Source organism: Streptomyces sp. NPDC051776, from assembly GCF_040681345.1.
Classification (GTDB): Bacteria; Actinomycetota; Actinomycetes; order Streptomycetales; family Streptomycetaceae; genus Streptomyces.
This window is the reverse complement of sequence record NZ_JBFAYQ010000009.1, coordinates 33,814-59,347: the sequence shown is the minus strand read 5'-3', so window position 1 is coordinate 59,347 and position 25,534 is coordinate 33,814. Positions and strand designations below refer to the sequence as shown.

Annotated in this window: 24 protein-coding genes; 14 read left to right on the top strand and 10 right to left on the bottom strand. The window is 71.0% G+C overall.

Translation table 11 applies throughout. The annotated features are described in order from the left end of the window. Window positions 1–9 precede the first annotated feature (9 nt). The 6 genes from AB0M26_RS10055 to AB0M26_RS10030 are packed head-to-tail and all read right to left on the bottom strand — an operon-like array spanning window position 10 to window position 7,249. Window positions 10–1,299, bottom strand: coding sequence for an NAD(P)/FAD-dependent oxidoreductase (locus AB0M26_RS10055; RefSeq protein WP_365257463.1), 1,290 nt, complete (start codon window positions 1,297–1,299; stop codon window positions 10–12). Next, the gene (locus AB0M26_RS10050; RefSeq protein WP_365257461.1) at window positions 1,299–3,011 is read right to left on the bottom strand and encodes a prenyltransferase/squalene oxidase repeat-containing protein; all 1,713 of its coding nucleotides are present in this window, start codon (window positions 3,009–3,011) and stop codon (window positions 1,299–1,301) included. The genes AB0M26_RS10055 and AB0M26_RS10050 overlap by 1 nt, the downstream gene beginning before the upstream one ends. 40 nt (window positions 3,012–3,051) lie before the next feature. Further along, the gene (locus tag AB0M26_RS10045; RefSeq protein WP_365257458.1) at window positions 3,052–4,038 is read right to left on the bottom strand and encodes a UbiA family prenyltransferase; all 987 of its coding nucleotides are present in this window, start codon (window positions 4,036–4,038) and stop codon (window positions 3,052–3,054) included. Between the two features lies 1 nt (window position 4,039). Next, a complete protein-coding gene (locus AB0M26_RS10040; RefSeq protein WP_365257455.1) occupies window positions 4,040–5,065 on the bottom strand; it encodes a polyprenyl synthetase family protein in 1,026 nt (341 codons plus the stop codon). Next, entirely contained in the window at window positions 5,062–5,910 is an 849-nt protein-coding gene (locus AB0M26_RS10035; RefSeq protein ID WP_365257452.1) for a fumarylacetoacetate hydrolase family protein, read from the bottom strand. Before AB0M26_RS10035 ends, AB0M26_RS10040 begins: the two co-directional genes overlap by 4 nt. 55 nt (window positions 5,911–5,965) lie before the next feature. Next, window positions 5,966–7,249 (bottom strand): cytochrome P450, encoded by a 1,284-nt coding sequence (locus AB0M26_RS10030; protein WP_365257449.1) that lies wholly within the window; start codon window positions 7,247–7,249, stop codon window positions 5,966–5,968. A 713-nt stretch (window positions 7,250–7,962) separates the two neighbouring features. On the opposite strand from AB0M26_RS10030, the gene AB0M26_RS10025 reads away from it, so the two are divergent. The 9 genes from AB0M26_RS10025 to AB0M26_RS09985 all read left to right on the top strand — a co-directional run bounded on the left by AB0M26_RS10025 (window position 7,963) and on the right by AB0M26_RS09985 (window position 15,739). Next, window positions 7,963–9,510, top strand: coding sequence for an AMP-binding protein (locus AB0M26_RS10025; RefSeq protein WP_365257446.1), 1,548 nt, complete (start codon window positions 7,963–7,965; stop codon window positions 9,508–9,510). 1 nt (window position 9,511) lies between these two features. Continuing rightward, window positions 9,512–9,787, top strand: a complete 276-nt coding sequence (locus AB0M26_RS10020; protein ID WP_365257443.1) for an acyl carrier protein — start codon at window positions 9,512–9,514, stop codon at window positions 9,785–9,787. Window positions 9,788–9,928: 141 nt separating this feature from the next. Further along, the gene (locus AB0M26_RS10015) at window positions 9,929–10,507 is read left to right on the top strand and encodes a flavin reductase family protein (RefSeq protein WP_365257440.1); all 579 of its coding nucleotides are present in this window, start codon (window positions 9,929–9,931) and stop codon (window positions 10,505–10,507) included. Window positions 10,508–10,668: 161 nt separating this feature from the next. Next, window positions 10,669–11,877 (top strand): cytochrome P450, encoded by a 1,209-nt coding sequence (locus AB0M26_RS10010; RefSeq protein ID WP_365257437.1) that lies wholly within the window; start codon window positions 10,669–10,671, stop codon window positions 11,875–11,877. Between the two features lie 91 nt (window positions 11,878–11,968). Beyond that, entirely contained in the window at window positions 11,969–12,820 is an 852-nt protein-coding gene (locus tag AB0M26_RS10005; protein ID WP_365257434.1) for an alpha/beta hydrolase, read from the top strand. Window positions 12,821–12,864: 44 nt separating this feature from the next. Continuing rightward, entirely contained in the window at window positions 12,865–13,581 is a 717-nt protein-coding gene (locus AB0M26_RS10000; protein WP_365257431.1) for a tryptophan 2,3-dioxygenase family protein, read from the top strand. A gap of 40 nt (window positions 13,582–13,621) precedes the next feature. Continuing rightward, window positions 13,622–15,193 carry a tryptophan halogenase family protein gene (locus AB0M26_RS09995; RefSeq protein ID WP_365257428.1) on the top strand — a complete coding sequence of 524 codons (1,572 nt, stop codon included), beginning with the start codon at window positions 13,622–13,624 and terminating at the stop codon, window positions 15,191–15,193. Next, window positions 15,193–15,483 (top strand): DUF6059 family protein, encoded by a 291-nt coding sequence (locus tag AB0M26_RS09990; protein WP_365257425.1) that lies wholly within the window; start codon window positions 15,193–15,195, stop codon window positions 15,481–15,483. The genes AB0M26_RS09995 and AB0M26_RS09990 overlap by 1 nt, the downstream gene beginning before the upstream one ends. 115 nt (window positions 15,484–15,598) lie before the next feature. After that, window positions 15,599–15,739, top strand: coding sequence for a hypothetical protein (locus AB0M26_RS09985; protein ID WP_365257422.1), 141 nt, complete (start codon window positions 15,599–15,601; stop codon window positions 15,737–15,739). 219 nt (window positions 15,740–15,958) lie between these two features. Here the strand turns inward: AB0M26_RS09985 and AB0M26_RS09980 are convergent, their stop codons facing one another. Beyond that, entirely contained in the window at window positions 15,959–16,600 is a 642-nt protein-coding gene (locus AB0M26_RS09980) for a hypothetical protein (protein WP_365257419.1), read from the bottom strand. 470 nt (window positions 16,601–17,070) lie between these two features. Between AB0M26_RS09980 and AB0M26_RS09975 the strand changes: the two genes are divergently transcribed. Beyond that, on the top strand, window positions 17,071–18,084 hold the full coding sequence (locus tag AB0M26_RS09975) for an NAD-dependent epimerase/dehydratase family protein (RefSeq protein ID WP_365257416.1): 1,014 nt from the start codon (window positions 17,071–17,073) through the stop codon (window positions 18,082–18,084). A 29-nt stretch (window positions 18,085–18,113) separates the two neighbouring features. Here the strand turns inward: AB0M26_RS09975 and AB0M26_RS09970 are convergent, their stop codons facing one another. Next, on the bottom strand, window positions 18,114–19,226 hold the full coding sequence (locus AB0M26_RS09970) for a HAMP domain-containing sensor histidine kinase (RefSeq protein ID WP_365257413.1): 1,113 nt from the start codon (window positions 19,224–19,226) through the stop codon (window positions 18,114–18,116). Between the two features lie 2 nt (window positions 19,227–19,228). Next, complete coding sequence (locus AB0M26_RS09965) at window positions 19,229–19,984, bottom strand: response regulator transcription factor (protein WP_365257410.1); 756 nt, start codon at window positions 19,982–19,984, stop codon at window positions 19,229–19,231. Between the two features lie 125 nt (window positions 19,985–20,109). On the opposite strand from AB0M26_RS09965, the gene AB0M26_RS09960 reads away from it, so the two are divergent. From AB0M26_RS09960 to AB0M26_RS09950, 3 genes are read left to right on the top strand one after another with little or no spacing between them, the layout of a single operon-like run. Beyond that, window positions 20,110–20,847, top strand: a complete 738-nt coding sequence (locus AB0M26_RS09960; RefSeq protein ID WP_365257407.1) for a glycosyltransferase family 2 protein — start codon at window positions 20,110–20,112, stop codon at window positions 20,845–20,847. Further along, window positions 20,844–21,461, top strand: a complete 618-nt coding sequence (locus tag AB0M26_RS09955) for a DUF2064 domain-containing protein (RefSeq protein ID WP_365257405.1) — start codon at window positions 20,844–20,846, stop codon at window positions 21,459–21,461. The genes AB0M26_RS09960 and AB0M26_RS09955 overlap by 4 nt, the downstream gene beginning before the upstream one ends. Window positions 21,462–21,475: 14 nt before the next feature. Then, on the top strand, window positions 21,476–22,276 hold the full coding sequence (locus tag AB0M26_RS09950; RefSeq protein ID WP_365257744.1) for a class I SAM-dependent methyltransferase: 801 nt from the start codon (window positions 21,476–21,478) through the stop codon (window positions 22,274–22,276). A gap of 337 nt (window positions 22,277–22,613) precedes the next feature. On the opposite strand, the gene AB0M26_RS09945 is transcribed toward AB0M26_RS09950, so the two are convergent. Then, complete coding sequence (locus tag AB0M26_RS09945; protein WP_365257402.1) at window positions 22,614–23,888, bottom strand: molybdopterin-dependent oxidoreductase; 1,275 nt, start codon at window positions 23,886–23,888, stop codon at window positions 22,614–22,616. Between the two features lie 113 nt (window positions 23,889–24,001). Between AB0M26_RS09945 and AB0M26_RS09940 the strand changes: the two genes are divergently transcribed. Further along, window positions 24,002–25,354: a hypothetical protein gene (locus AB0M26_RS09940; protein WP_365257399.1), complete on the top strand. Its 1,353-nt coding sequence runs from the start codon at window positions 24,002–24,004 to the stop codon at window positions 25,352–25,354. The last annotated feature ends 180 nt before the right edge of the window (window positions 25,355–25,534 follow it).

The window sequence follows — 25,534 nt, the reverse complement described above, 5'->3', positions numbered from 1 at the left end:
GACCGTGGATCACCGTGTGGCGACGAGGGGCCCCGTCCTGCGGTCGGGCACCACCCCGAGCTGGACCAGCCGGTCCAGGGCGCCGAGCGGACGCATGCCGAGACCGGACATGTTGTAGGTGGTCAGATAGCGCAGCCGGCCGCTCCTGGCAGTGCCGCTCAGCAGGCGGTGGCCGAGGATCCGGCCGCCGCGCGAGGTGCTCGTCATCATCCGCGCGGCGTTGTGGCTCATCCTGTGGATGTCCTTGATCCGCCCCAGGCGTTCCGTCTCGTAGGCGCGCAGCGCACCGTCGACCGCCGTCCGGTCCTCGAGGTCCACTCCGGCCAGCCGGGGGGCGAGCGCGGCCGCGTCGCCGATGGCCGTGTTCATCCCCTGGGCCGCCAGCGGATGGACGCCGTGCGCCGCCTCGCCGACCAGTGCGATGCCCGGTCGCACCAGAGACGGCGCCCGGAAGTGGAACACCGGCAGCAACTGCCTGCTGTCCAGGCCGTCCCCGAGCACCGTGGCCAGCGGGCCGAGTGCGGGCACGTCCGCGAGGAGTGCCTCGCACCACTGCCGCAGCCGCGCACGGTCCGCCTTCCGGAGCTCGTCCGCCGTGACTTGGACGTAGACCCGGATCCGCTCGTCCGGCAGCGGATAGACCATCACCAGCCCGCGCTCCGTTACGTAGGCGGACACCTCGTCGGGCACCGGCGGCGTTCCCGAGAGCTCGAAGGAGAGCAGCCGGTGACCGTACGCCACCGGGTTCGCGGTCATCCCGGACAGGCGGCGCAGACGGGAGGACCTGCCATCGGCGGCCAGCACTACCCGCGCGCGGATTTCACGTCCGCTCCCGCCGCCGGTCCGCACGCCCCTGATACGGCCGTGGTCGTCCTTAAGGAGATCGTCGACCAGGACGCCGCGCTGCCGGTGCACGCTGTCCCCCAGCGACTCCGCCAGACACTCCAGGATCGTCGCGTAGTCGTGGGACAGCATCCAGGAGCGCTCGGTGTCGAGCTCGCCGAAGTCCATGGTGAGCAGTTCGGAGCCGTCGGCCCGCCTGGCGACCAGCCGGTTGAGCCGGACGGCCCGCCTGGCCTCCAGCGCCGGCAGCACACCCCAACCGTGCAGGATGTTCAGCGAACCCGGCTGGAGGACCTCGCCCTTCGCCACCGGGGGCTGACGCCGCTGCTTCTCCAGCAGCAGGACGTCGAGCCCCAACCGGCCGAGCGCGCAGGCCGCCGCAAGGCCCGCGACCCCGGCACCGCAGATCACGATGTCCACGTCCACCGGTCCTGCCGTCTCCTGCCCCACGCTCATCACGCCTCCCGTTCTTCGTGGTTGTCCGCCGCCAGCGCGGCTCGATAGCTTCCGAGCGCCTTCAGGGCGAGTCCGTTGACGATCAGGCCGTCCACGTAGTACGCGAAGTTCCGGATGTGCATGCAGACTTGAGCCGCCTGCCACAGGCCGTCCGGCTGCTGCGCCGCCAGGGTCCAGTCGGCCGCACGCCGCACGTGCGGGTCGTCGGCCGGTACTCCGGAGGCGAGCAGCGCCCGCAGGGCCCAGGCGGTCTCCTCGACGGTCCCCGGGGAGGGATCGTCGCCTGGCGTTCCGGTCTCGCCCGGACCCCAGGAGCCGTCCGGGAGCTGGGCACGCAGCAGGGCATCGCGGGCGCGCCGGGCCACCGCGTGGCCGGAGAGTCCGGCGCGGCCGAGGACGACCAGCGCCATGGCGGTGCCCGGGGTGAGCCCTCGGTACCACAGCGCCTCGAAGGTTCCGTCCGGCCGCTGGTGGGCGAGCAGCCAGTCCAGGGCCCGGCGTACGCCGGGGTCGTCCGGGGAGGCCCCGCTGTCCAGCGCAACCTCGACGGACTGCGCGGTGGTATAGGGGCAGGGGCCGTCGTTGGGCAGCGTGGTGTCCGGGACGAAGGTCCCCCACGAGCCGGTGCGATCCTGCCGCGATTCCAGCCATCGCAGCCCGCGGCGCAGCCGGCCGCCGCCCTCCTCCTCGCCGGCGACGACGAGCGCGGACAGCACATTTGCGCTGTCCAGGAAGTTGGGCCAGCCACGGGGCCCTTCCCATCCCCAGCCGCCGGACGGCGCGTCGAAGACGGGGAACCCCTGGTCCTGCTGGCAACCGCGGAGCCACTGCCGTGCCCGTGCCAGGCGTTCGTCGTCGGCGTAGCCGGCGTCCGCCAGGCCGCGGGCCACATAGGACCCGCCGATCAGGTCGAGGCCCTGCATGATGTGCCAGGAGCCGTCCGCCTGCACGTTGGAGCGGAGGTAGCCGACGGCGTCCGCGATGTCCGCGGGCGGGGCCCCGGCACAACTGAGGCCGATGCAGACCACCGCGACCAGCCAGTTGTCCCCGCCATAGCCGCCGCGATCGTTCTCGCCGCGTTCCACCTGTTCCAGCAGGCGCAGCCCGGCCTGCCGGGCCGCGCGGTGCAGCAGGCGCCCGAGGCCGGTCGGCGGGCTGTGCCGGGCCTGGATGAACGCCATCGCGACGAACGGGGCCAGCCGGAAGGACAGCTGGCCGCGCCAGAGGCGAGGGGGCAGCAGGAGCAGTTCGAGCGGGATACGCCGCGAGCCTTTCAGGTCCCCGAGGCCCGCGAGAGCGAGAAAGGTCCTGGCCATATGGGCCATACCGGGATCGGTGAGCGCTTGGACCCCACCGTGGGAGCGCACCAGATCCAGGGCGCGGCGTACGGGCTTTTGGTGCTCGTCGGGGTCCAGCAGGTGCAGGGTGGCGGCCGCGATCACAGTGGGGACCAGTTGGGTGGTGGCGCCGGCGACTCCGCCCCAGCCGCCGTCCGCGTTCTGGGCGGACAGCAGCCACCGGGCCCCGCGATCCACCTGGTCGCGGGAGCGCTCGGGGTCTGCGATGTGCAGAGCGGCGGCCGCGCCGGCCGTCCCCAGGACGGCGGTCGGGCGCCGGTTGGGCCAGGAGCCGTCGGGGCGCTGCGCGGCGAACAAGGCCTCGGCGGCGTGCGCGATCGACGCTTCGACACGACTATCCACAGCTGAGCACACGAAATCGTTTCTCCTTCTCGTTCGGCGTCGGCCGGTCGGTTCAGTGGGCGGGCTGCGCGCGGTCCTCCGGTGCGAATTCGTGCCCGGAGCGCATCGCGCGCTGGATGCCGATGGTGAGGAGGAGCAGCGGAACGAGGACCCCCAGTGCCGTGGGCAACCCGAGGCCGGGCACCAGCAGGGCGTCGGCGAGGATGAGCCGTTCGGCGACCAACACCTCATGTGCGCGAAGGGCCATGCGCGGCGTGAGGTTACGTCCGGGGGCGAGGACCAGCCGGAAGGCACCGCAGCCGGCCACGGCCGCGAGCAGCACCACGAGGAGGTACGCCGCACGGTCGCGCGGTACGGCCAGGAGCCCCGCCGCCGCGGTCGCCACGGCCAGGCCGTAGAGGGCGGCGGCCGTCCGGCCGGCCGTCCGCAGTCCGCGGCGCACGGCGAACGTGGCGTAGCCGCCCTCGCGGTCCCCGGCGACGTCGCGCAGGGTGCCGACGAGGTTCGAGGCGGCGTCGTGCGACCAGAACACCACGACGAACGGCAGCAGTTCGGCCGGCGGGTACGGTACGGCCATCATGGTGCCGAAGGCGAAGGCCGCGCCGGTGAGCGCGCCGCGGACGAGGTTGCCCCAGATCCCGCGCGCTTTGAACAGACCGTTGTAGGCGAGCGCGCCGCCGACGCCGACGGCCAGGAGCAGGATTGTCCGCCAGTTGACGGCCAGCGCGGCGATCCACGCCGCGGCGGCCAGGAACGCACCGCAGGCAAGCGCCGTCGTGGGCCGCATCCGGCCCGAGGGGATGGGCCGTTGCGGCTTGCTGATGGCGTCGAGGTCCCGGTCGAGGTAGTCGCCGAGGTAGTGAGCGGCCGTCCAGATCGCCGTGGGGACGAACCAGGCCGCGAGCAGCCGGGCGTGGGTATGGGGCCCGGCGGCCAGGGTCGCGCCCGCGAGCCCGACCAGGCCGGGGTACCAGATCGTGTACGGCCGCCAGGTGCGCAGGTGCGCGCCGAGCATCCGGACGAGACGGGTGCCGCCCATGTCAGAACGCGCGCCGGGACGCGTAGCCCGCTATCTCCGCGAGCGTGTCGGTGCTGTCGCCCGCCGGCAGCCGCGTGAGGCGGTCCTTGGCTTCGGCGACCAGTTGCGCGGCGGTCTGCGCGGCCGCGTCCCTGCCGCCGGTGGTCTCGACGATCGTGCGGACCAGGGCGAAGGACTCATCGGCGGGGAGCTCACCGCTGAACGCCTGCTCCAGCTGGGTGCGTTCGTGGTCCGCGGCCCGCTGGTAGGACAGGAGGATCGGCAGGGTCGGTCGGCGGTTGTGCAGGTCGCTCTCCTTGGGCTTGCCCATGAGCGCCGGGCTGTCGTCGAAGGCCAGGAGGTCGTCCCGGATCTGGAAAGCGGTGCCCAGGTTCATCCCGTACTCGCCGAGGGCGTCCGTCCAGTCCTGCCGATCGGTACCGAGGATCCCCCCGATCCGGCACGCCGATTCGAAGAGCACCCCGGTCTTCAGCCGAGCCATCGTCAGGTACTGCTCCACGGTGCAGTCCAGGTCGCCGACGAACTCGGACTCCAGCAACTGCCCACGGCACAGGCCCACTCCGGCCGAGGCCAGGACCGATGTCACGGCCACGATGGCGGCGTCCGAGACGCCGGCGGGCCGGGAGCCGGTCAGGGCGGCGAAGGTCTCGAGGATCAGCCCGTCGCCGGCCACTATGGCTGCCGGCACGCCGAACTCCGCCTGGACGGAGGGGCGTCCGCGGCGCATGTCGTCCTCGTCGATGATGTCGTCGTGGATCAAGGTGGCGACGTGCAGGTACTCGATGGCGAGCGCCAGCTCGGTCAGCCCCTCCGCGGTGCCTCCGACGCACCGTGCAGATTCGAGGACCAGGAGGGGGCGGAGCAGCTTCCCGGCCGGGACCAGCGCGTGCTCCGCAATCCTGCCCAGCCGGTCGGGGCGGCTGCCCCAGATGCCGAGCAGTTCGCGCTGCAGGAGGTCACCGTCGGCCAGGAACGAGGCGAGGCCCAACTGGTCAGCTTCCCGCGTCACGTTGTTGACGATCGTCATCGCTCGTACTGCCCTTCTATCGGCGTGCCGATGGTCGTGGTGAGGGTGCCGATGTCCGCGATCGCCACCTCGACCCTGCTGCCGGGCGGCAGCGAGCCCGAGGCCGCGGGCGTTCCGGTGAGGATCACGTCTCCGGGCAGCAGCGTCATGTGCTCGCTGACCGCCGCGATCACCTCGTGCACCGGGGTGAGCAGGTCACGGGTGCCGGCGCGCTGCACCATCTCGCCGTCGACGGTGCAGGTGATCTCGATGTCCGCCGGGTCGAGTTCCGTGGCGAGCCAGGGACCGACGGGTGTGAAGCCGTCGAAGTGCTTCGCCCAGACGGGCGGGAAGCCCGTCGGACCGGAACCTCCGGAGCCGTCCGCGGACGGCTTCGCGTACGCCGTGAGGTCGTTGGCGCAGGTGTACCCCGCCACGACCCGCGCGGCCTCGCCCGGCGTGACCCGGATGCAGCGCACGCCGATCACTGCGGCCAGCTCGGCCTCGTATTTCAGCTCCCACTCGGCTCCCGGGTGGCGCACGGTATCCCCTGAACCGGCCAGCGAGGACGGTGGTTTGAGGACGACCGCGCAGGAGGCGGCGCCCGTGGTACGCCGGTCGTCGGCCGCTGCGTGACCGGACGGTGCGCGGTTGAGCGCGACGCACGCGATCTTGCTCGGCTCCGCCGGTGGCAGGAGGGTGATCTCGCTGAACGGACGTGCCCGGCCGGGGCCGTTCACCCAGCGGCCGAACGCCCGGTCGTACACGACGGGAACGACGCTGCCTCCGTCACGTTTCTGTTCCAGCCGTCCGTATCCGGGACGGCCGATCCCGGTAGCACTGTCGATATATCTACAGATGAACACGCAAAGTTCCTTCCTGGCCTGCCGGCCGAGGCGGACCTCATGGGGGGACGCGGCCTCACCAGGCGACGGGCAGCTCCAGCAGGCCCACGGTGACGTGGCCACCGCGCCAGTGCAGGCTCTCGGCCGGCACCGCCAGGCGCAGGTCGGGGAAGCGTCGGAGGATCGACGAGAACACCGTCTTCATTTCGAGTCGTGCGAGGGCGGCGCCGAGGCAGTGGTGTGCACCGTGCCCGAACGCGAGATGCGGGTTCGGCTGCCGTGCGAGGTCGAACCTCGCGCTGCCGGAGAAGACTGTTTCGTCGCGGTTGGCGGCGTTGACGGAGATCTGGACCAGCTCGCCCGCGCGCACGAGCTGCCCGCCCAGCCGGACGTCCTCGGTGGCGACTTGGACCCGATTGAGGTCGATGACCGGCTGGTGGCGGAGGATCTCCTCGACGGCGGGGTCCAGGAGTTCGGGGTCCTCCTTCAGCCTGGCGAACTGATCGGGATGGCGGAGGAGTTCGAGCACACCGGCGCTGATCGCGGTCTGCGTCGTCTCCAAGCCGCCCGCGAGGATGACGATCGTCAGGGAGACGAGTTCCTCGTAGCTGAGCCGGCCCTCCTCGTCGTGGGCGCGGACCAGGGTGCTCAGCACGTCGGCGTCGGGCCGGCCGCCCTGCTTCAGTTCGGAGCGCTTCCGCTCGACCGTAGCGCCGACATACGTGCCGAGTTCCCGCCAGGCCGACTGGTCGAGGCCGCCGGGGCCCACCGTGGTGATCCGGTCGCACCAGGAGCTGAGCCTGTCGTGGTCGGCAGCGGGGAATCCCAGCAGTTCGCAGATGACGACGGCCGGCAGCGGCGCGGCCACATGGCGCACCAGGTCGGCGGGCGCTCCGTCCCGCTCCAGGCTGTCGAGCAGGCCGTCCGTCAACTCCTGGACACGCGGGCGCATGCCATCGATCTGCCGGACGGTGAACGCCTTGGAGACCAGGCCGCGGAGTTCGAGGTGCGGACGGCCGTCCATGTTCACCGTCCGAATCGTGGTCCCGGCAGCGGCCGGAGCGGCGGCAGCGGACCGAGCGGCGGCAGCGGCCGGAGCAGCGGCAGCGGACCGAGCGGCGGCAGCGGCCGGAGCAGCGGCAGCGGCCGGAGCAGCGGCTGCGGCTGCCGACAGGTCCCGGGTGAATCCCGCACCGGAGAGCACCCGGCGCACGTCGTCGTGGCGGGTCACCAGCCAGGCGGTCCTGCCGTCCGGCAGGCGGACCGGGGAGACGGGGCTCTCGCGGCGTAACCGGTCGAGATCCGGCGGGAGTTCACCCGCGTGATCGGCGGAACTGGGGTAATCGGCGACGTAATCCACAGGTGGAACTCCGATCTGCGCGCGTTCGCGGCAGAGCGCGCACTGAAGCAGCCCACGGCGTCAGGCACCGCGCGGGCACAGGCAGGCAGGGAATATCGGGCTGCCTGTCAGAGTGAATTGATCGAAGGGAGAAGGCGGTTCAGCTCCGGGCTGTCCACGGAGAAACCGTCCACGACCACAGGAAAACCGGGAAACCCGGTATCGGAATAACAGACGCCACTTCAGATACCCCCGTAACTCGTGCTCGTCCGTCGCGACACTGTACACAAGGCGGCGCCGGAGATCCGGTCGGCCGGGATAACCTCGCGCTTGGGTCGCTCGCGCATCAACAGTAACACTGCCACACTGACCCTCCCCTGTAACAACCCCTAATTTTCCGGCAGTCGGCGACCAGGGAACATGTGCGGTTCGACGTTGCATGACGGGCCGTCAGATCGCTGACACGGCTCTCCGCGTTTTCGGAGGGAGTGATCTCTGCCGGTGACCGGCCCGGTGGCCCCGCTGATGCGTTGGAGGGCACCGGATGCCACGGATCCGGGGGTGCACATCCGCGTGCGTACCCCGCCTGCCCAAGAGGGGCGCGCACTGTAGCAGACGATTCCCCCGACGGGTACCCCAGCAAAGTGAGGGTTGTTGGCCCCGCCGCGGTCCCGGCAGTGTGCACGGTGCGAGCGCTTCGAAACCACGAAGGCCGAGACGGGGGGAATCGGTTCATGTCCTGGATGGCTCTGCTTCTGGAGAGAGGCCGGCAGCGGCACGGCGAGCGGATCGCCATCCGCGACGGTGAACGGAACGTCACCTTCGGGGAGTTGGACCGACGGACCGACAGTCTGGCCACGGCCTTGCTGAAGCTGGGCATCGAACGCGGCCACCGGGTCGCGGTGGTCTCGCACAACCGCCTCGAAGTGCTGGAGACCTATTTCGCCCTGGGAAAGATCGGGGCGGCGGCGGTCCCCCTCCACTACGGGGCCGTGGCGAAGGAAGTGACAGCCGCCGCCGAGCGGTTCGAGGTCTCGGCGCTCGTCGGCGAGGCGGGGCTCCCCGGCACCGCGGACCCCTGCCCCGGCCTTCCCGTTCTGCACTACGACAGCGAGGAATACCGGCAGGCGCTGACCTGCGACCCCGCCCTTCCGCCCGGCGACATACCCGACGACGAGTTGATGTTCATCCTGCAGACCTCCGCCACGACCGGCCGGCCCAAGGGCGTCTGCGTCGACCACCACTCGCTGCGGTCCGTGGCACTGGGTTACCAGGCCGACGTCCGGCCGGACCCGGGCCAGGTCTTCCTGCACTGCGGGCCGCTGTCCCATGGGGCGATGGTGATCCCGCTCATCTATCTGGCCGCCGGCGCGACCGTGGCGCTCATGCGCATGTTCAGCCCGCAGGAGTGTCTCGCCACGATCCGCCGGGACCAGGTGACCCATCTGTTCCTGGTTCCGGACATGCTCCGCTTCCTGCTGAAGTCCCGGGGACTCTCGCAGGCATTGCCGGCCGGCCTGCAGGAGGTGATCTACGGCGCGGCACCGATGCCGCGGCCGCTGCTCCTCGAGGCGCATGCGGCCTTCGGCTGCGGCTTCCGCCAGCTGTACGGCCTGACCGAGGCGGGCGGCCCCGTGGTGACCCTCCCGCCCGCCGACCACGACTACACGCCGGGAGAAGCCCGGGGCCGGGCCGCGTCCATCGGCCGGGCGACCCCGGGCACGGCGTTCCGCAGCCTGGACGACAAGGAATACCCCTCCCCCACCGGGCGGATCGGCGAACTGTGGGTGCGCAGCGCCGCCGTCATGCGCAGGTACTGGAAGGATCCCGAGGCCACCGCAGAGGTCCTGCGCGACGGCTGGGTTCGCACCGGCGATCTCGGCACGGTCGACGAGCAGGGGTACATCTACCTCACCGGGCGGGCGAAGGACGTCATCTTCCGTGGCGGCCAGAAGGTATACCCGGCGGAGGTCGAGCAGGTGCTCGCCCGTCACCCGGCCGTGCGCGAGGCGTGCGTGGTCGGGGTTCCGAGCGACCAGTGGGGCGAGCTCCCCGTCGCCTACGTGGTGGCGCCCGGACAGGACGCGGAACTGCTGGACGCCCTGCGGGACCTGACGCGCCGGCACCTCGCCCGGTACAAGCGCCCGGAGGAATTCCGGGCCGTCTCGGAACTGCCACGAAATTCCGCCGGAAAGATCGACCGACGCACGCTGCGCGCAAGGGCGGCCGGTGAGTCTGCCGGTGAATCGGCCGGGGCCGTCCGGCCGGAACAAGAGGAATGAAATGGGAAACGCCGGACTGGAACACGTACTCACCCGTCTCAAAACGATGCTCGTGGAAGTCTGGGACGAGTGCCCCGGCGGAGAGCCGATCGACCACGAAGCCTCGCTCCTAAGTCTCGGTGTCGACTCGCTCACGCTGATGATCCTGCTCGACCGGATAGAAAACGAATTTTGCACCGAATGGGATCCGGATAACCCGCCCACCGCCTTCAGTTCGCTTCTCACCCTCGCCGAATCCGTGACCACGGGACAGCCGGACGGCGCAGCGCGGAAATGAGCCCCGGTCGCCCGGCCGCGGGAAGTCAGGACACGGAGAACCGGGACGCCTGCCGCCCGCCGCCCACCGCCCGCCGGCGTCCGGCGTCCGGCGTCCGGCGTCCGGCGTCCGGCGTCCGGCAGAACCAGCAGAGGATTTCTCGTGGAACCCGTTCACACCGCTGTCGCCGGTCCCGGCGCGCTGCACGACGTGCGGCGCCACGTCGGCGCAGACGACTTCCGATCATTGATGAGCTCGTTTCCCACCGGTGTGGCGGTTGTGACGAGCACTGGCTGGGACGGGTCACCCCGAGGCGTCACCTGTACCTCGCTCAGCAGTGTCGCCCTCGCCCCGCCGACCCTGCTCGTCTGTCTGAAGACCCGTGGCAGCACCCTGGACGCGATCCGGACACGGGAGTGGTTCGCGGTGAATCTGCTGCACGCGCGGGCGCGCGGTACCGCGGAGGTCTTTTCGTCCCCCGTGGCGGACCGCTTCGCCCACGTCTCCTGGCGGCCGACAGGGACAGCGGGGCTGCCGTGGCTGCACGAGGACGCCTTCGCCGTCGCGGAGTGCGCCGTCACCGCGCTGTACGCGGCAGGTGACCACACGGTCGTCCTCGGAGAGGTGGCGGGCGTGGAGCTCCGGCCGGACGATCCGCTGCTTTACGGGATGCGGCAGTTCTCGGCCTGGCCGGACGCCGCCGCGGGCCGGAGCGGGCCCGATCAGAACTCCAACCCGTGACAGGTCATCACCGCGCCGAAACGCGCCCGGGGTTGCCGCCGCAGGCCACGATCACCGACCACCGACCACCGACCGGCCACCGGCCACCGGCCACCGGCCACCGGCCACCGACCCGAGTGCTGACCGACCAGAGTGCTGACCGACCCGAGGGGGATGCCGCGATGACCGCAACCGAGCGTGGCCTCGGACTGGCCGACCAGTCCGGCGACGCCGAGTCGACCCTGGCCTGGTTCCGGCACATGAGGGAAACGGACCCCGTCAGCCACGACGAACAGGCCGGCGTCTGGCATGTGTTCCGGTACGCCGATGCGGAGCAGATCCTGGCCGACCCGGCCGCCTTCTCCTCCGACTTCAGCGATCTCACCCCCTCCCAGGAGGACGTCGACCTCTTCTCCCGGGGCAACCTCATTCGGAAGGACCCGCCCGACCACCGCAAGTTGCGCACACTCGTCGGCAAGGCGTTCACTCCGCGCGTGGTGGCCCGGCTCGAACCCCGCATCACCGAGATCACCGGCGAACTGCTGGACGCGGTGCGGGGCTCGCACCGGATCGAGGTGATCTCGGACCTGGCGTACCCGCTGCCGATCATCGTCATCACCGAGCTCCTGGGCATCCCGGCCGAGGACCGCGCGATCTTCCGGCGGTGGGCGGAGGCCCTCGTGTCGCCGAACGGCGGGGGCGGCGGACTGATCCCGAACGAGCAGCGCATCCATTCCATGGCGGCGGTCATGCGGGAGATGAACCCGTACTGCCTGGAGCACATCCGCTCCCGCCGGGCCCGGCCGAAGGACGACCTGATCAGCGCGCTCGCGGCGGCGGAGGTCGACGGCCAGCGGCTGGCGGACGAGGAGATGGTCGGGTTCGTCAGTCTGCTGCTGCTCGCCGGCCACATCACCACGACCGTGCTGCTCGGCAACTCCGTGCTGTGCCTGGGCGAGCATCCCGAAGCCGTCGCGGCCCTGCGCGCCGATCCGGGCCGACTGCCCACCGCGATCGAGGAGGCGCTCCGCTACCGCGCACCGCTGGCACCGATGACGCGACGGACCACCAGGGAGGTCGAGATCGGCGGACGCACCGTTCCGGCCGGCGAGATCATCGTCACCTGGCTCTCCTCGGCCAACCGTGACGAACTGATGTTTTCCGACCCCGACCGCTTCGACTTCCGCCGCAAGCCCAAGCCGCATCTGAGCTTCGGTCACGGGATCCACTTCTGCGTGGGGGCTCCGCTGGCCCGGCTGGAGACCCGCATCGCCCTGGAGCTGATGCTCGACCGCTGGAGCGAATTCTCGGCCGGTCCGGATGTCCGGTTCCACGACGCACGGGGGATCTTCGGCCCCAAGTACCTCCCCCTCCACGTGCGCTGGGCCTGAGCGGGTCCATCGTCACCGGGCCGCCACCGCGGCGCCCCGGCCGTGCGAACCACCCCGGCCGCGCGAACCGAATAGAAAGGACGAACCGGATATGGCGACGACCGCCGACCCGACCGAACACACGCTGAACCTGTCGGGCACACGTCTGCACTACGAGACCAGCGGAAGCGGCCCTCTGCTCCTGCTCGTCGGCGCGCCCATGGGCAGCAGGGGGTTCGCGACCATCGCTCCGCTCCTCGCCGAGCACTTCACCGTCGTCACCTACGACCCCCGCGGCATTCTGCGCAGCACCGTGGAGGACCCGGACGCGGAGGTGACGCTCGACCTGCTGACCGACGACGTCCACCATCTGCTGGCGGCGCTCGGCAGCGATCCGGCGTACGTCTTCGGCAACAGCGGCGGAGCCTCCATCGGGCTCGCGCTCCTCACCCGGTATCCCGAGCAGGTCCGCGCCCTGGTCGCCCACGAGGCGCCGCTGGTCGAACTGCTGCCGGACAGCGGGGAGTTGCGCGCCGCTCTGGAGGATGTGTGCGACACCTATGCCGACGAGGGCCGCAACGAGGGGCTGAAGAAGTACGCCGCCGTGACCGGCGTCGACCGTTTCTCCCGGCCTCCCGGCGGCGGGCGGCACGGGGTGACCGACCTGGAATCGTTCACCCCGCCGGCCGACGTACGGGCCATCCTCGACCGGTTCTTCCTGCACATCCTCCGCCCCACTGCCCTCTACCGCCCCGACCTGTCCGCGCTGCGGGCCGCATCCGCCCGCATCGTGGTGGCGGGCGGCATCGCCTCCAAGGGCCAGCTCTCCCACCGGTCCGCAACGGCTCTCGCCGGAGAACTCGGTACCGCGCTCGTCGACTTCCCCGGTGACCACACCGGCTTCCAGGGCGAGCCCGAGCCCTTCGTCCGCCTCCTGCGCCAGGTGCTCACAGGGACGGCGTGAGCCGACGCGGTGTCATCGACCGAGTACTGCACCTGGAGTGACTTATGACCGATCCGACCTACTCGGAGTACCTGCGGGTGAACACCCTGCTCTCGCTCCAGCAGCCGCTTTCGTCGGGCACGGAGGACCGCGCGGTGGTGCTGGCCGAGCACTTCTTCATCGTCACGCACCAGTCCTGCGAGCTGTGGCTCAAGCAGCTGGTCGCCGATCTCGAGGGCGTCGTGGACACGCTCGCGTCCGCGTCCGGTACGGCGGACCTCGAGCTGAGCGAGGAGTTGCTGCGGCGGGCGGACGGCGTGCTCCGGGTGCTGCACGAGCAGGTCCTCGTACTCGACCGCCTGCCGCTGCGGCACTTCGCCAAGTTCCGCCCCTTCCTGGGCAATGCGAGCGGGGCCCAGTCCGAGCAGTTCGCGGTGCTCACCCGGCTGATCGGCGACAACCGTCGGGCGGGCGCGCTGTACGAGGCATTCGTGGCCGCGGCGGCACGCTCCTGCCTCTCTGTGACGCAGGTGTGCCGGCTGGGGCCCGGGGCCGGCGGACTGCACCGGGTCGCCGAAGCACTGCTCGACGTCGGCGACGGACTGTGGCGGTGGAAGGTCGCCCATCTCGCCCTGATGTCGAGGATGGTCGGCGGGGAGCGGGGCACGGGCGGCAGCAACGGGGTCGACCACCTGATGCGCCGTATCACCCTGCCCTTCTCCGAACTCCGGGCCCACCGGGGGCAGTTGCACGCGGCCGAATTCGCCGGAAGCACGAGCTGAGCGCTCTCTTTCGCTCCATGGAAGACCGAGGTGAAGACCAATGATCTCCAGTGTGGTAATCGTCGGTGGCGGTACCGCGGGATGGATGACCGCCACCTACCTGAAGGCGGCCCTCGGCGAGCAGATCGAGGTGACGCTCGTCGAGTCGAAGAACATCTCGACGATCGGCGTGGGCGAGGCCACCTTCAGTACCGTCCGGCACTTCTTCCGGTTCCTCGGGCTGGCCGAGCACGAGTGGATGCCGGAGTGCCACGCCTCGTACAAGCTCGCCATCCGCTTCGAGAACTGGCGGGAAAAAGGGCACTACTTCTACCACCCGTTCGAACGGCCGCGGGTCGTGCAGGGCCACTCGCTCGCCGACTGGTGGCTGCACCTGCGCCCGAGTGACCGCTTCGACCGGGACGCCTCCGTGCTGGCCGCGCTGTGCGACGCCAAGGCCTCCCCCAAGTACCTCGACGGGACCATCTTCGAGCACGACTTCGCGGCGGGAGACGGGGATCCCCACCGCGCGACGCCGCCCGACGGGCCCACCCAGTTCCCCTACGCCTACCACTTCGACGCCACCCTGCTGGCCCGGTACCTCACCGGGTACGGGACCGAGCGCGGTGTCCGGCACGTCCTCGACGACGTCCTCGACGTGCGCCTCGACGAGGACGGCTACATCGAGAACGTCCTCACCAAGGAGCACGGGGAGCTCGCCGGCGACCTGTTCGTCGACTGCACCGGATTCCGCGGCATGCTGCTGAACCAGGCACTGGGCGTGCCGTTCCTCTCGTACCAGGACAGCCTGCCCAACGACAGCGCGGTCGCCCTCCGGGTGCCGGTGGACGTGGCGGCGCAGGGCATGCGCCCGTGCACCACGGCCACCGCCCAGGACGCCGGCTGGATCTGGACGATCCCGCTGTTCGACCGGCTGGGCACCGGCTACGTCTACGCCAGTGACTACTGCTCGCCGGAGGAGGCCGAGCGGACCTTGCGGGAGTTCGTCGGCCCGGCGGCGGAGGACCTGTCGGCCAACCACATCCGGATGAGGATCGGGCGCAGCGCCCGCTCCTGGGCGAAGAACTGCGTGGCGATCGGCCTCTCCAGCGGATTCGTCGAGCCGCTCGAGTCGACCGGCATCTTCTTCATCCAGAACGGCATCGAGCAACTGGTCCGGCACCTTCCCGGCGGCCGGGACGACGAGCAGCTCCGAGAGGCGTACAACCGGCAGGTCGGACGCGTCCAGGACGGGGTCCGCGAGTTCCTCGGCCTGCACTACTACGCCGCCGCCCGCAACGACAACCAGTACTGGCGGGACGCCAAGACCCGTCGTATGCCCGACGGCCTCGCCGAGCGCATCGAGCAGTGGCGCACCAGGTTGCCCGACGAGGACTCGGTCCACCCCTACTTCCACGGCTTCGAGCCCTACTCGTACACGGCCATGCTCCTCGGGCTCGGCGGACTGCCGCTCCGGTCGCTGCCGGTGCTCTCCAAGCTCGACGACACCGACGCGGTCGAGGAGTTCGAGCGGATTCGCCGGCAGGCGGGCACCCTGATCGACCGGCTGCCCAGCCAGTACGCCTATCTGGCGCACCAGCACGCCACCGCCGCCGGCCGGAATCTGCCCTGATGGGACGTCATGGTGACCGCTGGCCGGTCAGATTCCTCAGGTCGCTGCAGCCGGGGCTGGCCGCCATCGGCGCGTTCTGGGGCCTCACCCCGCCCTTCGGGTGGGGCACGGAGGGGGAGTCGTATCCGCCGCAGCGGTCCTCGCGCTCCCGCCCCTCACCCGGGCCCGGCCATCCGGAGCGCCTCGTCCCGAACGAGCCGCTCTCACCGGCCGAGCGGGCGTTGTGGAGCCAGCTCACCTTCGGCGCTCCCGGAGCGCCGGAATCCCGCCGCGCCGATCCGCTGCCCTGACCGCCCTGCCGGCATGCGGTGCTCGATGGCGAACACGTTCCCCTTGGGAGAAGGATCTGATAGCAAGTCAGTACAGCGTCACGGCCCGTCCCGAGCCGGGACCGAGGGACGGGTCATGCTGGCCCGGCCGATAGGTTTCTGCGCGGGCGTGCGCCGCGCCATCGGCATCGTGGAGCGGGCTCTGGACCTGCACGGCGCGCCCGTCTTCGTACGCAAGGAGAAACCCGGCGCCCCGAGCATTGCGATCGCCGGCTGACCGAGCGACCCGGCCGTCTCGCTTGCACGGGTGGGAAATAAGGAACCCGCCACGACGTCTGTCATCGCTCAGCCTGCGTCGACGTGAAGGACGAGGCTTGCGTCGAGGGATGCCTGTGACGCTGCCCCATCGACGCCTCATCGGTAGATGTCCGGCTCCTGTTCGGGTACGGCTGCGTCGGCGGCGTGACCTGTGGGGGGTCAGCAGGTGCAGTCGGCTTCACGTCCCCTGGCCTCCCGCATGGCGGCGGGGAGGCGTGCGGGCATCGCTGTGCGCGCTCCTTCCGGTCCCCCAGGCGAGCAGCGCGAAACCCAGGGCGAAGCCGAGCATCGTCCCGACGCCGCGTGGCCAGAAGATGTGGCTGTCGACGAACGACCAACCAGACGTAAGGAGCACTGCCGTGCCGGGAACGATTCGGATGCCGTGCCTCGGAAGCAGGGCGACCGCCGTGGCCGCTACGGCGCCGAGGAGGGCGTAAGCACCGGCTTGCCCGAGCGCCTCGCCCGTGTCGTAGAGCGGTCGCTTGATCGGCCCAAGGCTCGCCGTCTCTCCGGCGTGCTCGACCGCGGTTCCGGCTGCGATGCCGGCGACCGCGTCGAGCCCCGTGTAGAAGGCCGCGTAGACGAAGGCACCTGACCAGGCCGCCACCGTGGCGAAGCCCGTGAGGCCGAGTCGGGGGCGATGCCACAGGGGGACGAGGAGACCGACCGTGAGCAGCGGAAAGATCGGCAACAGCGCGATGTGCAGCCGTGCCCAGTCCGAGGCCGTCGACGCGGACAGCCCGTGCGGATGTGCGATGCCCGCGGCGGCCAGCACAAGAGGGGCGGCGGTGACGAGGGCGATGTTCCGGATGGTCGACACGCCTGCGAGCCTAGGCACGCGATGCCACCTCACGCGTCCGCGTAAGGGTTCCGTAAGACTCCCTCCGTCCTCGGTTCGCCGACTCGCTCGTCTCAAGAGCTCGGGGCTTGCCGGGCCCAGGGGCCCGAGCCGCGGCACCGAGGCGGCCCTGGCTCGGCCCGGCACCCATGTCTGCGACAAACCAGCCGTCCGAAGCGCGCCTGGTCCTCGTCGGCGGAGCCACCCTCACGAAGCACCCGTCTCACGAAGGCACCCGCGGACGCCTGCACAACTGGTCGCCTGCTCAGGAGACCGACAGCGGCCGAGGCCCGGCACGTCGGTGCCCCAGCTGCACCAGGTCAGTGATCCCGCCGATGTGCATGCTCCACCCGAAACAGCCGTGTCGCCGGGCGGGCGTGTGTTCTTACGGACTCGTGACGTGGTTGGCGCGGTCGCATGGTGCGGCTGGTGCGCAGCCCTAGCGTGAGCTCATGCGCGTACTGGTCACCGGCGGTGCCGGGTTCATCGGGTCTCATGTGGTCGAGGCGCTGGCGTCGCGGGGGCATGAACCCGTCGTATTCGACGTGCGCGAAGGCCACGAGCGCGCTGCCGCGGACGTGCGGGACCGGGAGGCGGTCGGCCGTGCCCTCTCGGGTGTGGACGCCGTATGTCATCAGGCGGCGATGGTCGGGCTCGGTACGGGGTTCGCCGATGCGGCGGAGTATGTCTCCCGTAACGACCTCGGTACGGCTGTACTGCTCACTGCCATGGCCGATCGGGGCGTCCGGCGACTGGTGCTGGCCGGCTCGATGGCGGTGTACGGGGAGGGGCACTACGTCTGCGCGCGGCACGGTGTGGTGCGGCCCGGGCCACGGACGGTCACCGATCTGGACGCCGGGCGCTTCGAGCCGTTGTGTCCGGTGTGCGGAGAGGAGTTGTCGCCGGGGTTGGTCGGGGAGGCCGCCCTGGTCGATCCACGGAGCGTATATGCGACGACGAAGCTGGCCCAAGAGCATCTGTGCGGTGCGTGGGCGCGGTCGACAGGCGGGTCGGCGGTGTCATTGCGGTACCACAACGTGTACGGGCCCGGGATGCCGCGCGACACACCGTATGCCGGGGTTGCTTCCTTCTTCCGCTCGGCGCTTGCCCGGGGTGAGGCCCCGCGTGTTTTCGAGGACGGACTGCAGCGACGGGACTTCGTGCACGTCCGGGACGTTGCGGCGGCCAACGTAGCGGCGCTGGAGGCGGATGCGACCGTCCCCCGCGCGCTGACCGTGTACAACACCGGTAGCGGCGAACCGCATACCGTCGGGGAGATGGCGCAGGCCCTGGCCTCCGCGTACGACGGGCCCGGGCCCGTCGTGACCGGGGAGTACCGGCTGGGAGACGTGCGGCACGTCACGGCGGACTCGTCGCGTCTGCGGGCCGAGCTGGGCTGGAAGCCGGAGGTCGGCTTCGTGGAGGGGATGCGGGAGTTCGCCCGAGCTGGGATGGGTCGCTCGTAGGCCCAGATGGACCGGTGGTGCGGCCCCCGTCAGGAAGCCGCTGCGGGCAGTACCACCTCGAAGCGGCAGCCGCCGGGAATGTTGGTTACGACAGCGCGGCCCTGGTGGGCCTCGACGATGCCGCGGACGATGGCGAGGCCGAGGCCCGCGCCGGCCGGCGGGGTACGCGCGTGCGTGCCGCGCCACCCGGTGTCGAAGACCCGGGGCAGGTCCTCCGCCGGGATGCCGCCGCAGCCGTCCGTGACCGACAGCACCACGCCCTCGGGCGAACGCTCCGCGGCGATGGCAACCGTCCCGTCAGCGGGGGTCCGGCGGATCGCGTTGACCAAGAGGTTGCCCAGGACCCGGCTCATCTCCTTGCCGTCGACCTCCACGGGGACGGGCTCGATACGGTCGCCGACCAGCTTCACCCCGTGTTCGCGGGCGAGCGGGTCGGCTCCCGCAAGGGCGTCACCGACCAGGTCGTACAGCGAGATCCTGGCGGGCGTGAGGGAGAGGGTGCCCGCGTGGATACGGGAGAGCTCGAAGAGGTCGCCCACCATGGCGTTGAGGCGTTCGACCTCGGTGCGGATCTGCCGCAGGTATCGGCCGGGGTCGGTGGCGACCCCGTCCTCCAGCGCCTCGGACATGGCGCGCAGACCGGCGAGGGGGGTGCGCAGGTCATGGGAGATCCAGGCGACGAGTTCACGGCGGGAGGACTCCAGCATGCGTTCACGCTCCCGGGACTCGGTGAGTCTGGCGCTGGTGGCCGCCAGTTCGCGGCTCAGCGCCGCGAGTTCGGCGGTCGCGGGGCCGACAGGGGCCGTGAAGTGGCCGCCGTCGCCGAAGGAGCGAGCGGCGAGGGCGAGTTCATGGCTGCGGGCGACCACCCAGCGGCCCAGCAGCAGCGCGGTGACGAGGGAGACGACGGCGGCCATCGCGACGACGGTCGTGACGACGGACAGGTCGTGCGCGGACAGGAACATCGCCCGGGTCGTGGCCAGTGTCCCCGCGAGCATCGCGGTCACGGCGACGGCGGCTACGACGGTGAGTGAGGCGGTCAGTGAGCGGCGGCGCAGCAGCCACAGTGTTCCCGCGCCGAGCAGCCCGGCCACACCGGCGCCGAGGAGGGCGTACAGGGCGATGAGGACCGTGTCGCGCATGATCACTCCTCACCCTGGCCGGAAAGGCCGACGGGGTCGAAGCGGTAACCGACGCCCCACACCGTCTGGATCAGTCGGGGACGGGTGGGATCGTCCTCGACCTTGTTGCGCAGCCGTCGGACGTGGACCGTGACGGTCGAGAGGTCGCCGAAGTCCCAGCCCCACACCTCCCGCATCAGGTCCTCGCGGGTGTACGCCAGGCCCGGATGGCGCAGGAAGAACGCCAGCAGGTCGAACTCGCGGAGGGTGAGGGCGAGTTCAGTGCCATTCTTGGTGGCGCGGCGGGCGGCGGGGTCTACGGCCAGTCCCGCCGCGCTCAGGGGCCGCGTACCCCCGAGGGGACGTGTCCGGCGCAGTACCGACTCCACCCTCAGCACCAGCTCCCGGGGGCTGAACGGCTTCGTGACGTAGTCGTCCGCGCCCACCTCCAGCCCCAGGACGCGGTCGTCCTCGTCACCGCGGGCCGTGAGCATGATGATCGGGACGGGAGCGCGGCCGCGCATCCGGCGGCACACCTCCAAGCCGTCCATGGCGGGCAGCATCAGGTCCAGCACCACCAGGTCCGGCCAGTGCGCGGCGGCCCGCGCCAGCGCCGCCGGCCCGTCCCCGGCCCGGTCCACTATGAATCCGGCTCTGTCCAAATATGTCGAGACGACCTCGGCAACCGTGGGGTCGTCGTCGACAACGAGGACGCGGGCGTCCCCCGCACCTCTACCAGCGGTCACGCCCGCTGTCGGCTCGTAAGGCTGCTGCTCCATGCGACCAGCCTCGCACTGCGCGCCGTTCGCCGTCGCTCTCCATGTGGCCGCAGGCGCCGACGTCCGTGTTTCGTAAGGAGCCGAAGTCCGATTTATGCCGTCCGCGTTCGTAGGGTGAAGCCGTGATGACCTCTTCCGCACGCCCGGACGTCGATGTCGTCCTCCCCTGTCTGAACGAGGCCGAAGCCCTGCCCTGGGTGCTCGACCGCATCCCTCCCGGCTGGCGGGCCCTCGTCGTGGACAACGGATCCACCGACGGCTCGGCCGACATCGCCCGCGAACTCGGGGCCACGGTCGTCCACGAACCACGCCGTGGCTTCGGCGCCGCCTGCCACGCGGGACTGATGGCGGCCGCGGCCGGCATCGTGTGCTTCTGTGACTGCGACGCCTCGCTCGACCCGGCTCTGCTCATTCCCTTCGTACGCGAAGTGCAAGGCGGCGAATCCGAGCTGGTGCTCGGACGGCGCCGACCTCAGGGCCGAGGTGCCTGGCCCACACACGCACGGGCCGGGAACCTCGCTCTCTCCCTGCTGCTGCGTCGCCGCACCGGACTGCACCTGCACGACCTCGGTCCCCTGCGAGCCGCCCGCCGCGAGGCGCTGCTCGCTCTCGGCCTGACCGACCGGCGCAGCGGCTACCCCTTGCAGATGGTCGTGCGCGCCGCCGATGCGGGCTGGCACATCACCGAGCACGACGTCCCGTACCGGCCGCGCACCGGCGGCTCGAAGGTGACGGGCACCTGGCGCGGCACCTGGCAGGCCGTACAGGACATGAGCCGCGTCCTGGCCGAAGCGCCCGAAGCATCCGCCGCACCCGCGGTGTCCGGTACGCAGGCGCAAGCACGAGGAGGCATCGGCCGATGACCACCCTGCTCGTGATCGCCAAGGAGCCCCGGCCGGGACAGGTGAAGACCCGACTCACCCCGCCCTTCACCCCGGCCGAGGCCGCGGCGCTTGCCGAAGCGGCCCTCGCTGACACCCTGCACGCGGTGGCCGCGACACCCGCCCGGCGCCGGGTCCTCGTACTCGACGGAGAGACCGGGCCCTGGCTGCCGCCCGGATTCGACGTCGTACCGCAGTGCGCGGGCGGACTCGACCAGCGGCTGGCCGCGGCTTTCGGGGACTGTGACGGCCCGGCCCTGCTGATCGGAATGGATACGCCGCAGCTGACCCCGGACCTGCTCGCCGTGGACTTCGACAGAAACGACGCGCACATCGGCCTGGCTGAAGACGGCGGCTTCTGGGCACTCGGGCTGGCTGAACCGGACCCGGGGCTGCTGCGCGGGGTCCCGATGTCGACGCACACCACCGGCGCCGTGCAGCGTGACCGGCTCGTAGCCGCCGGTCTGCGCGTGCGTGAGCTGCCGGTCCTGCGGGACGTCGACACGGCCGCCGACGCCGAAGCGGTCGCCTCCACGGCGCCCCACAGCTGCTTCGCCTCGGAGCTGGCCCGGCTGCGGGCGGTCGGCGACCGATGAGCACCGCGCATGACATGACGGCCACGGCACATGCGGTGATGGCGCGTGGCACCGCCGAACACAGCTGGTCCGCCGACCCCTACGCCGACGCCCTGCGCGCCGGCCACGGGCCGCTCTTCCTCCGCCGCAGCGACGGCTGGCTACTGCCGCTGGACGTGGAGCGGTGGTGTGCGCGGGCCGACGCCGTGGACGTCCAGGTGCTGGACCGGTGCGAAGGTGCCGTGCTCGACGTGGGCTGCGGGCCGGGCAGGCTGGTCGCTGAGCTCGCCGCTCGGGGCCGGACCGCGCTCGGCATCGACGTCAGCGAAGCCGCCGTCGCGCGCACGGTGGGGCACGGAGGGCAGGCACTGCTGACTTCCGTCTTCGAACCACTGCCGGATGAGGGCCGGTGGCGCACCACCCTCCTCCTGGACGGAAACCTCGGCATCGGTGGCGACCCGGACGCGCTGCTCGAACGGCTTGCCCGGCTCCTGGTTCCCGGCGGCCTGCTGGTTGCCGAAACGGTCCCGACGGACGTGGACGAACGGGTCAGCGTCACCTTCGTCCGGTGGACGCGCGACGTCGGCCTCACCAACGCTCCGGCCGGTACGAGCGTCCCGTTCCCGTGGGCCCGGCTCGGCACCCGGGCGCTGCTCCGGTATGCGGGCCCGCTGGGCTGGCGTACGGTCGATCAGTGGTCGGCCGGTGGCCGCTGTTTCGTCGCCCTGCGCAGCCGCAGCACGAGCAGGAGCGCCGAGCCTCCGAAGAGCCCGGCCGTGATCAACAACCAGCGGGCGAGAAAGCCGTCCCCGGAAAGTCCGGTTGCCGACGGGTAGTGGTCCGCCACCCGGCCGCTGATGAGCGGAAACCACACGAGCAGAATGAGCCCGGACAGGGCGGCCGGCACACGGACGTACATGGCCCACTGCCGGTGGCCGACCGCGCCGAGCGATCGTAGGACTGCACGGTCCGTCATCGCGTACAGCGGCAGCAGCACCAAGTCGTGAATCAGGACCGCCCCCACGAACCACAGCGCCACCGGGAACCAATCACCCGCCAGCAGCTCCACCCCCGCGTATCCGGCCAGCGTGAACGAGCATGCCAGGAGCAGGAGTTGCAGCGGGCTGCCCACCTTCACACGGAGGCGCATCACAGGTCGTCCTGCGCACCTTCTCACAGATCACCGAAGGTCATCCGGGCCACCCACTTGGTGTTCAGCACGCCGGGAGCAGCAGGGACAATGACGCGGGCCGGGTAGCCGTGGTCGCGTGTCAGTGGCTCTCCGTTGACGTCCAGGGCCAACAGCGAGCGCGGGTCCCGCACCTGGTTGGCACGCAGGGCCGACCGGCGGAAGGCACCGCGACGCTGGAGGGACTCCACCAGCACGTCGGGCGCCACGTCCGCGTCGGATCCCACCAGGGAGGCGAGATCCCGCAGTCGCACGCCCCGCCACCACTGGTCGGATGTCGACCAGCCCTCCACACAGGCGATGGGCAGCGCTGAACTGTGCAAGGGAAGCCCCAGCAATTCGGCCCGGCTCAGCCGGACGATCCCGGAGCGCCCTTCGACGACCAGTCCCCACGCCTCATCGCTCGTCTCCGACGCACGGATCCCCCTGGAAGCGGCCGTCTTGTTGATCTGGAAGCCGCCTGGGCCACTACCTGGGTCGGAGCCTCCGTGCGGTGCGAGGAGAGCCGTCCGCCGCAACGGACCGTCGAAGTTCTGTCCTGCCGTGGTCCCAAGCAGCAGCAATGACCCTCCTCCGATCAGCCACAGCGCCCCGCGTCGCGACACGGTGGGCTCAGTCGTCCGCGGGGACACCAGCGCGAACTCCGGCTGCGCGCCGGTCTCCTCCTGCAGGCTCTTCCCCTCCCGCCTGCGACGCAGATTGCGCACGGCGGCCGGTGCCCGCAGCACCACGTGCACGACGAACGCGCCAAAGAACACCCACGCCCCGTAGAAGTGCAGCGGATAGAAGGAGCCGGGGAAGACGTAGTCCAGCTGGATGTTGAGCACACCCGTTACGAACTCGAAGAGCGCGCCGCCGACGAGCAGGAGCAGCGAGATCCGCTCCAGGGCGTGCTCGAGCGACCGGGCGGGTGGCAGAGCGAACAGCTTCGGCACCACCGACCACAGCTTGGCCAGCAGGACCGGGATGAGTGTGATGCCGAGCGTGACATGGACGCCCTGGTTCAACCGGTACAGCCAGTACGGATCCGTAGGCCAGGAAAAGAGGTACAAGCCGAGGAGGCCCTTGTCCGGTGTTTTGTCGTTCACCGGCGAGAGGTCGGGGTTGTAGGCGGCGTAGGACAGCAGGCCGGTCGCGAACAGCACCGTGATGCCCACGAGGAGCACGACACCGAGCACCGAGGTGAACCAGGGGCCCCGCAGGGGGCTGCGCCAGAAGCCAGGAGAGGAGGGAGAGGCGGGAAGCCGTTGATCGGGCATGGCCCGACGTTAGGCCGGAGCCGGCCCGCGCAGGGGTGCTCATCCCATGACGAAACGCTGACGTCAGCATCGCGGACGACCATCTCTGCCCCTTCGGCCCTAGCTTTCCCGATGTGATCCGCACTCCGCTCCGCGACCTCGCCGCCGCTCTGGCAGCAGCCGTCCTCGTCGTGGCGGCCGTCCTGGTCGGCCGACACATCCACTTCACCCACGACACCCTGCACGTGGGCTGGCCACCCCTGTACGCGGACTGGCGCCCGCATGTGGGTCCGGGCACCCCGGCCGCCCTGGTGGTGGCGGCCGCCGTCGTCGCGTACGGCTCCGCCCTCGCCGACCGGCTCCCCTGGCGCGCCCTGCTCGCCGCGGCATGGGGCACGGCGATGGCCTGGTCCTGGTCTCTCGCCCTGATCGACGGCTGGCACCGGGGCATCGCTGTGCGGCTCACCACCCGCTACGAGTACCTGCAGGTGATCGACCGCTTCCACGACATCCCGGCGACACTGCGCGACTTCACCCACCACATCCTGCTCGGCACACCGAACCACTGGCCCCCGCACGTTGCCGGGCACCCGCCGGGGGCCACGCTGACCTTCGTCTTCCTCGACCGGATCGGCCTGGGTGGCGGCGGCTGGGCCGGAACCTGGTGCATCACCGTCGGCGCCACGGCGGGCCTGGCCGTGCTCGTCGCAGTGCGGGCGCTGGCCGGGGACGACCTGGCGCGACGAGCGGCACCGTTTCTGGTCATGGCCCCTGCCGCTGTGTGGATGGGCACGTCGGCCGACGGATACTTCGCAGCGGTCGCCGCATGGTCCGTGGCATTGCTCGCGCTCGCCGTGACCGGGCCGCCGGGGCCCCGAGCGCGGGCCGCCGCATTCGGATCGGGACTGCTGTTCGGCCTGACCTGCTATCTCTCCTACGGCCTCACGCTGTTCGCGCTGATCGCCGCGGGGGTGGTGCTGCTCGGACGGAACAGGGCGCGCCCCCTCCCCCTCCTGCTCGCCGGAGCCACCATCGTGCCGCTCGCGTTCACGCTCACCGGCTTCAACTGGTGGGAGGCATACCACCTCGTGGTCGAGCGCTACTACCAAGGTGCAGGCGGCTTCCGCCCCTACGGCTACTGGGTTTGGGCAAACCTCGCCTGCACCGTGTTCGGCGTGGGCCTGGCGGTCGCAGCCGGCCTGCGCCGTTGCGGCGCCGTCCTCGCACAGCCGCGTGGCGGGATTGTCGCCCGCCCGGGCGGCCCCGTCGCCGACGCCCGCCTCGCCCTGCTCGTGTCCGCGGCCGTACTCGCCGTACTCGCGGCCGACCTGTCCGGGATGAGCAAGGCCGAGACGGAGCGCATCTGGCTGCCGTTCGCGATGTGGCTGCTCCCCGCGTGCGCCTTCCTCGCACGTGCCCGCGCCTGGCTCACGGCCCAAGCCTCCCTTGCCTTGCTCGTCAACCATCTACTTCTGACAGGGTGGTGACACCAACGTCACGAGAGGCAGCGGTGTCCGGCGCCGGATCGGCAGCGACCACCCGCGTCCTCTCCACACCACACTCCCCCGCCAAACTGCCCCTCCCCGTTAGGCGGCCTCAACTCAAGCCGACCAGCGGCACGATGGCCCCCGCACGGTGTGGGCTTCGCCGAACACGTCTGGGGGGCT

Bases quoted from the DNA above. Each gene is read 5' to 3' on its own strand.
- AB0M26_RS09950 (WP_365257744.1), top strand. From the start codon at position 21,476: ATGACGGCCACGGCACATGCGGTGATGGCGCGTGGCACCGCCGAACAC.
- AB0M26_RS09975 (WP_365257416.1), top strand. From the start codon at position 17,071: ATGCGCGTACTGGTCACCGGCGGTGCCGGGTTCATCGGGTCTCATGTG.
- AB0M26_RS10045 (WP_365257458.1), bottom strand. From the start codon at position 4,038: ATGGGCGGCACCCGTCTCGTCCGGATGCTCGGCGCGCACCTGCGCACC.
- AB0M26_RS09960 (WP_365257407.1), top strand. From the start codon at position 20,110: ATGACCTCTTCCGCACGCCCGGACGTCGATGTCGTCCTCCCCTGTCTG.
- AB0M26_RS10010 (WP_365257437.1), top strand. From the start codon at position 10,669: ATGACCGCAACCGAGCGTGGCCTCGGACTGGCCGACCAGTCCGGCGAC.
- AB0M26_RS10020 (WP_365257443.1), top strand. From the start codon at position 9,512: ATGGGAAACGCCGGACTGGAACACGTACTCACCCGTCTCAAAACGATG.
- AB0M26_RS10025 (WP_365257446.1), top strand. From the start codon at position 7,963: ATGTCCTGGATGGCTCTGCTTCTGGAGAGAGGCCGGCAGCGGCACGGC.
- AB0M26_RS09995 (WP_365257428.1), top strand. From the start codon at position 13,622: ATGATCTCCAGTGTGGTAATCGTCGGTGGCGGTACCGCGGGATGGATG.
- AB0M26_RS09990 (WP_365257425.1), top strand. From the start codon at position 15,193: ATGGGACGTCATGGTGACCGCTGGCCGGTCAGATTCCTCAGGTCGCTG.
- AB0M26_RS09945 (WP_365257402.1), bottom strand. From the start codon at position 23,888: ATGCCCGATCAACGGCTTCCCGCCTCTCCCTCCTCTCCTGGCTTCTGG.
- AB0M26_RS09965 (WP_365257410.1), bottom strand. From the start codon at position 19,984: ATGGAGCAGCAGCCTTACGAGCCGACAGCGGGCGTGACCGCTGGTAGA.
- AB0M26_RS10040 (WP_365257455.1), bottom strand. From the start codon at position 5,065: ATGACGATCGTCAACAACGTGACGCGGGAAGCTGACCAGTTGGGCCTC.
- AB0M26_RS10005 (WP_365257434.1), top strand. From the start codon at position 11,969: ATGGCGACGACCGCCGACCCGACCGAACACACGCTGAACCTGTCGGGC.
- AB0M26_RS10000 (WP_365257431.1), top strand. From the start codon at position 12,865: ATGACCGATCCGACCTACTCGGAGTACCTGCGGGTGAACACCCTGCTC.
- AB0M26_RS09970 (WP_365257413.1), bottom strand. From the start codon at position 19,226: ATGCGCGACACGGTCCTCATCGCCCTGTACGCCCTCCTCGGCGCCGGT.
- AB0M26_RS09985 (WP_365257422.1), top strand. From the start codon at position 15,599: ATGCTGGCCCGGCCGATAGGTTTCTGCGCGGGCGTGCGCCGCGCCATC.
- AB0M26_RS09955 (WP_365257405.1), top strand. From the start codon at position 20,844: ATGACCACCCTGCTCGTGATCGCCAAGGAGCCCCGGCCGGGACAGGTG.
- AB0M26_RS10055 (WP_365257463.1), bottom strand. From the start codon at position 1,299: ATGAGCGTGGGGCAGGAGACGGCAGGACCGGTGGACGTGGACATCGTG.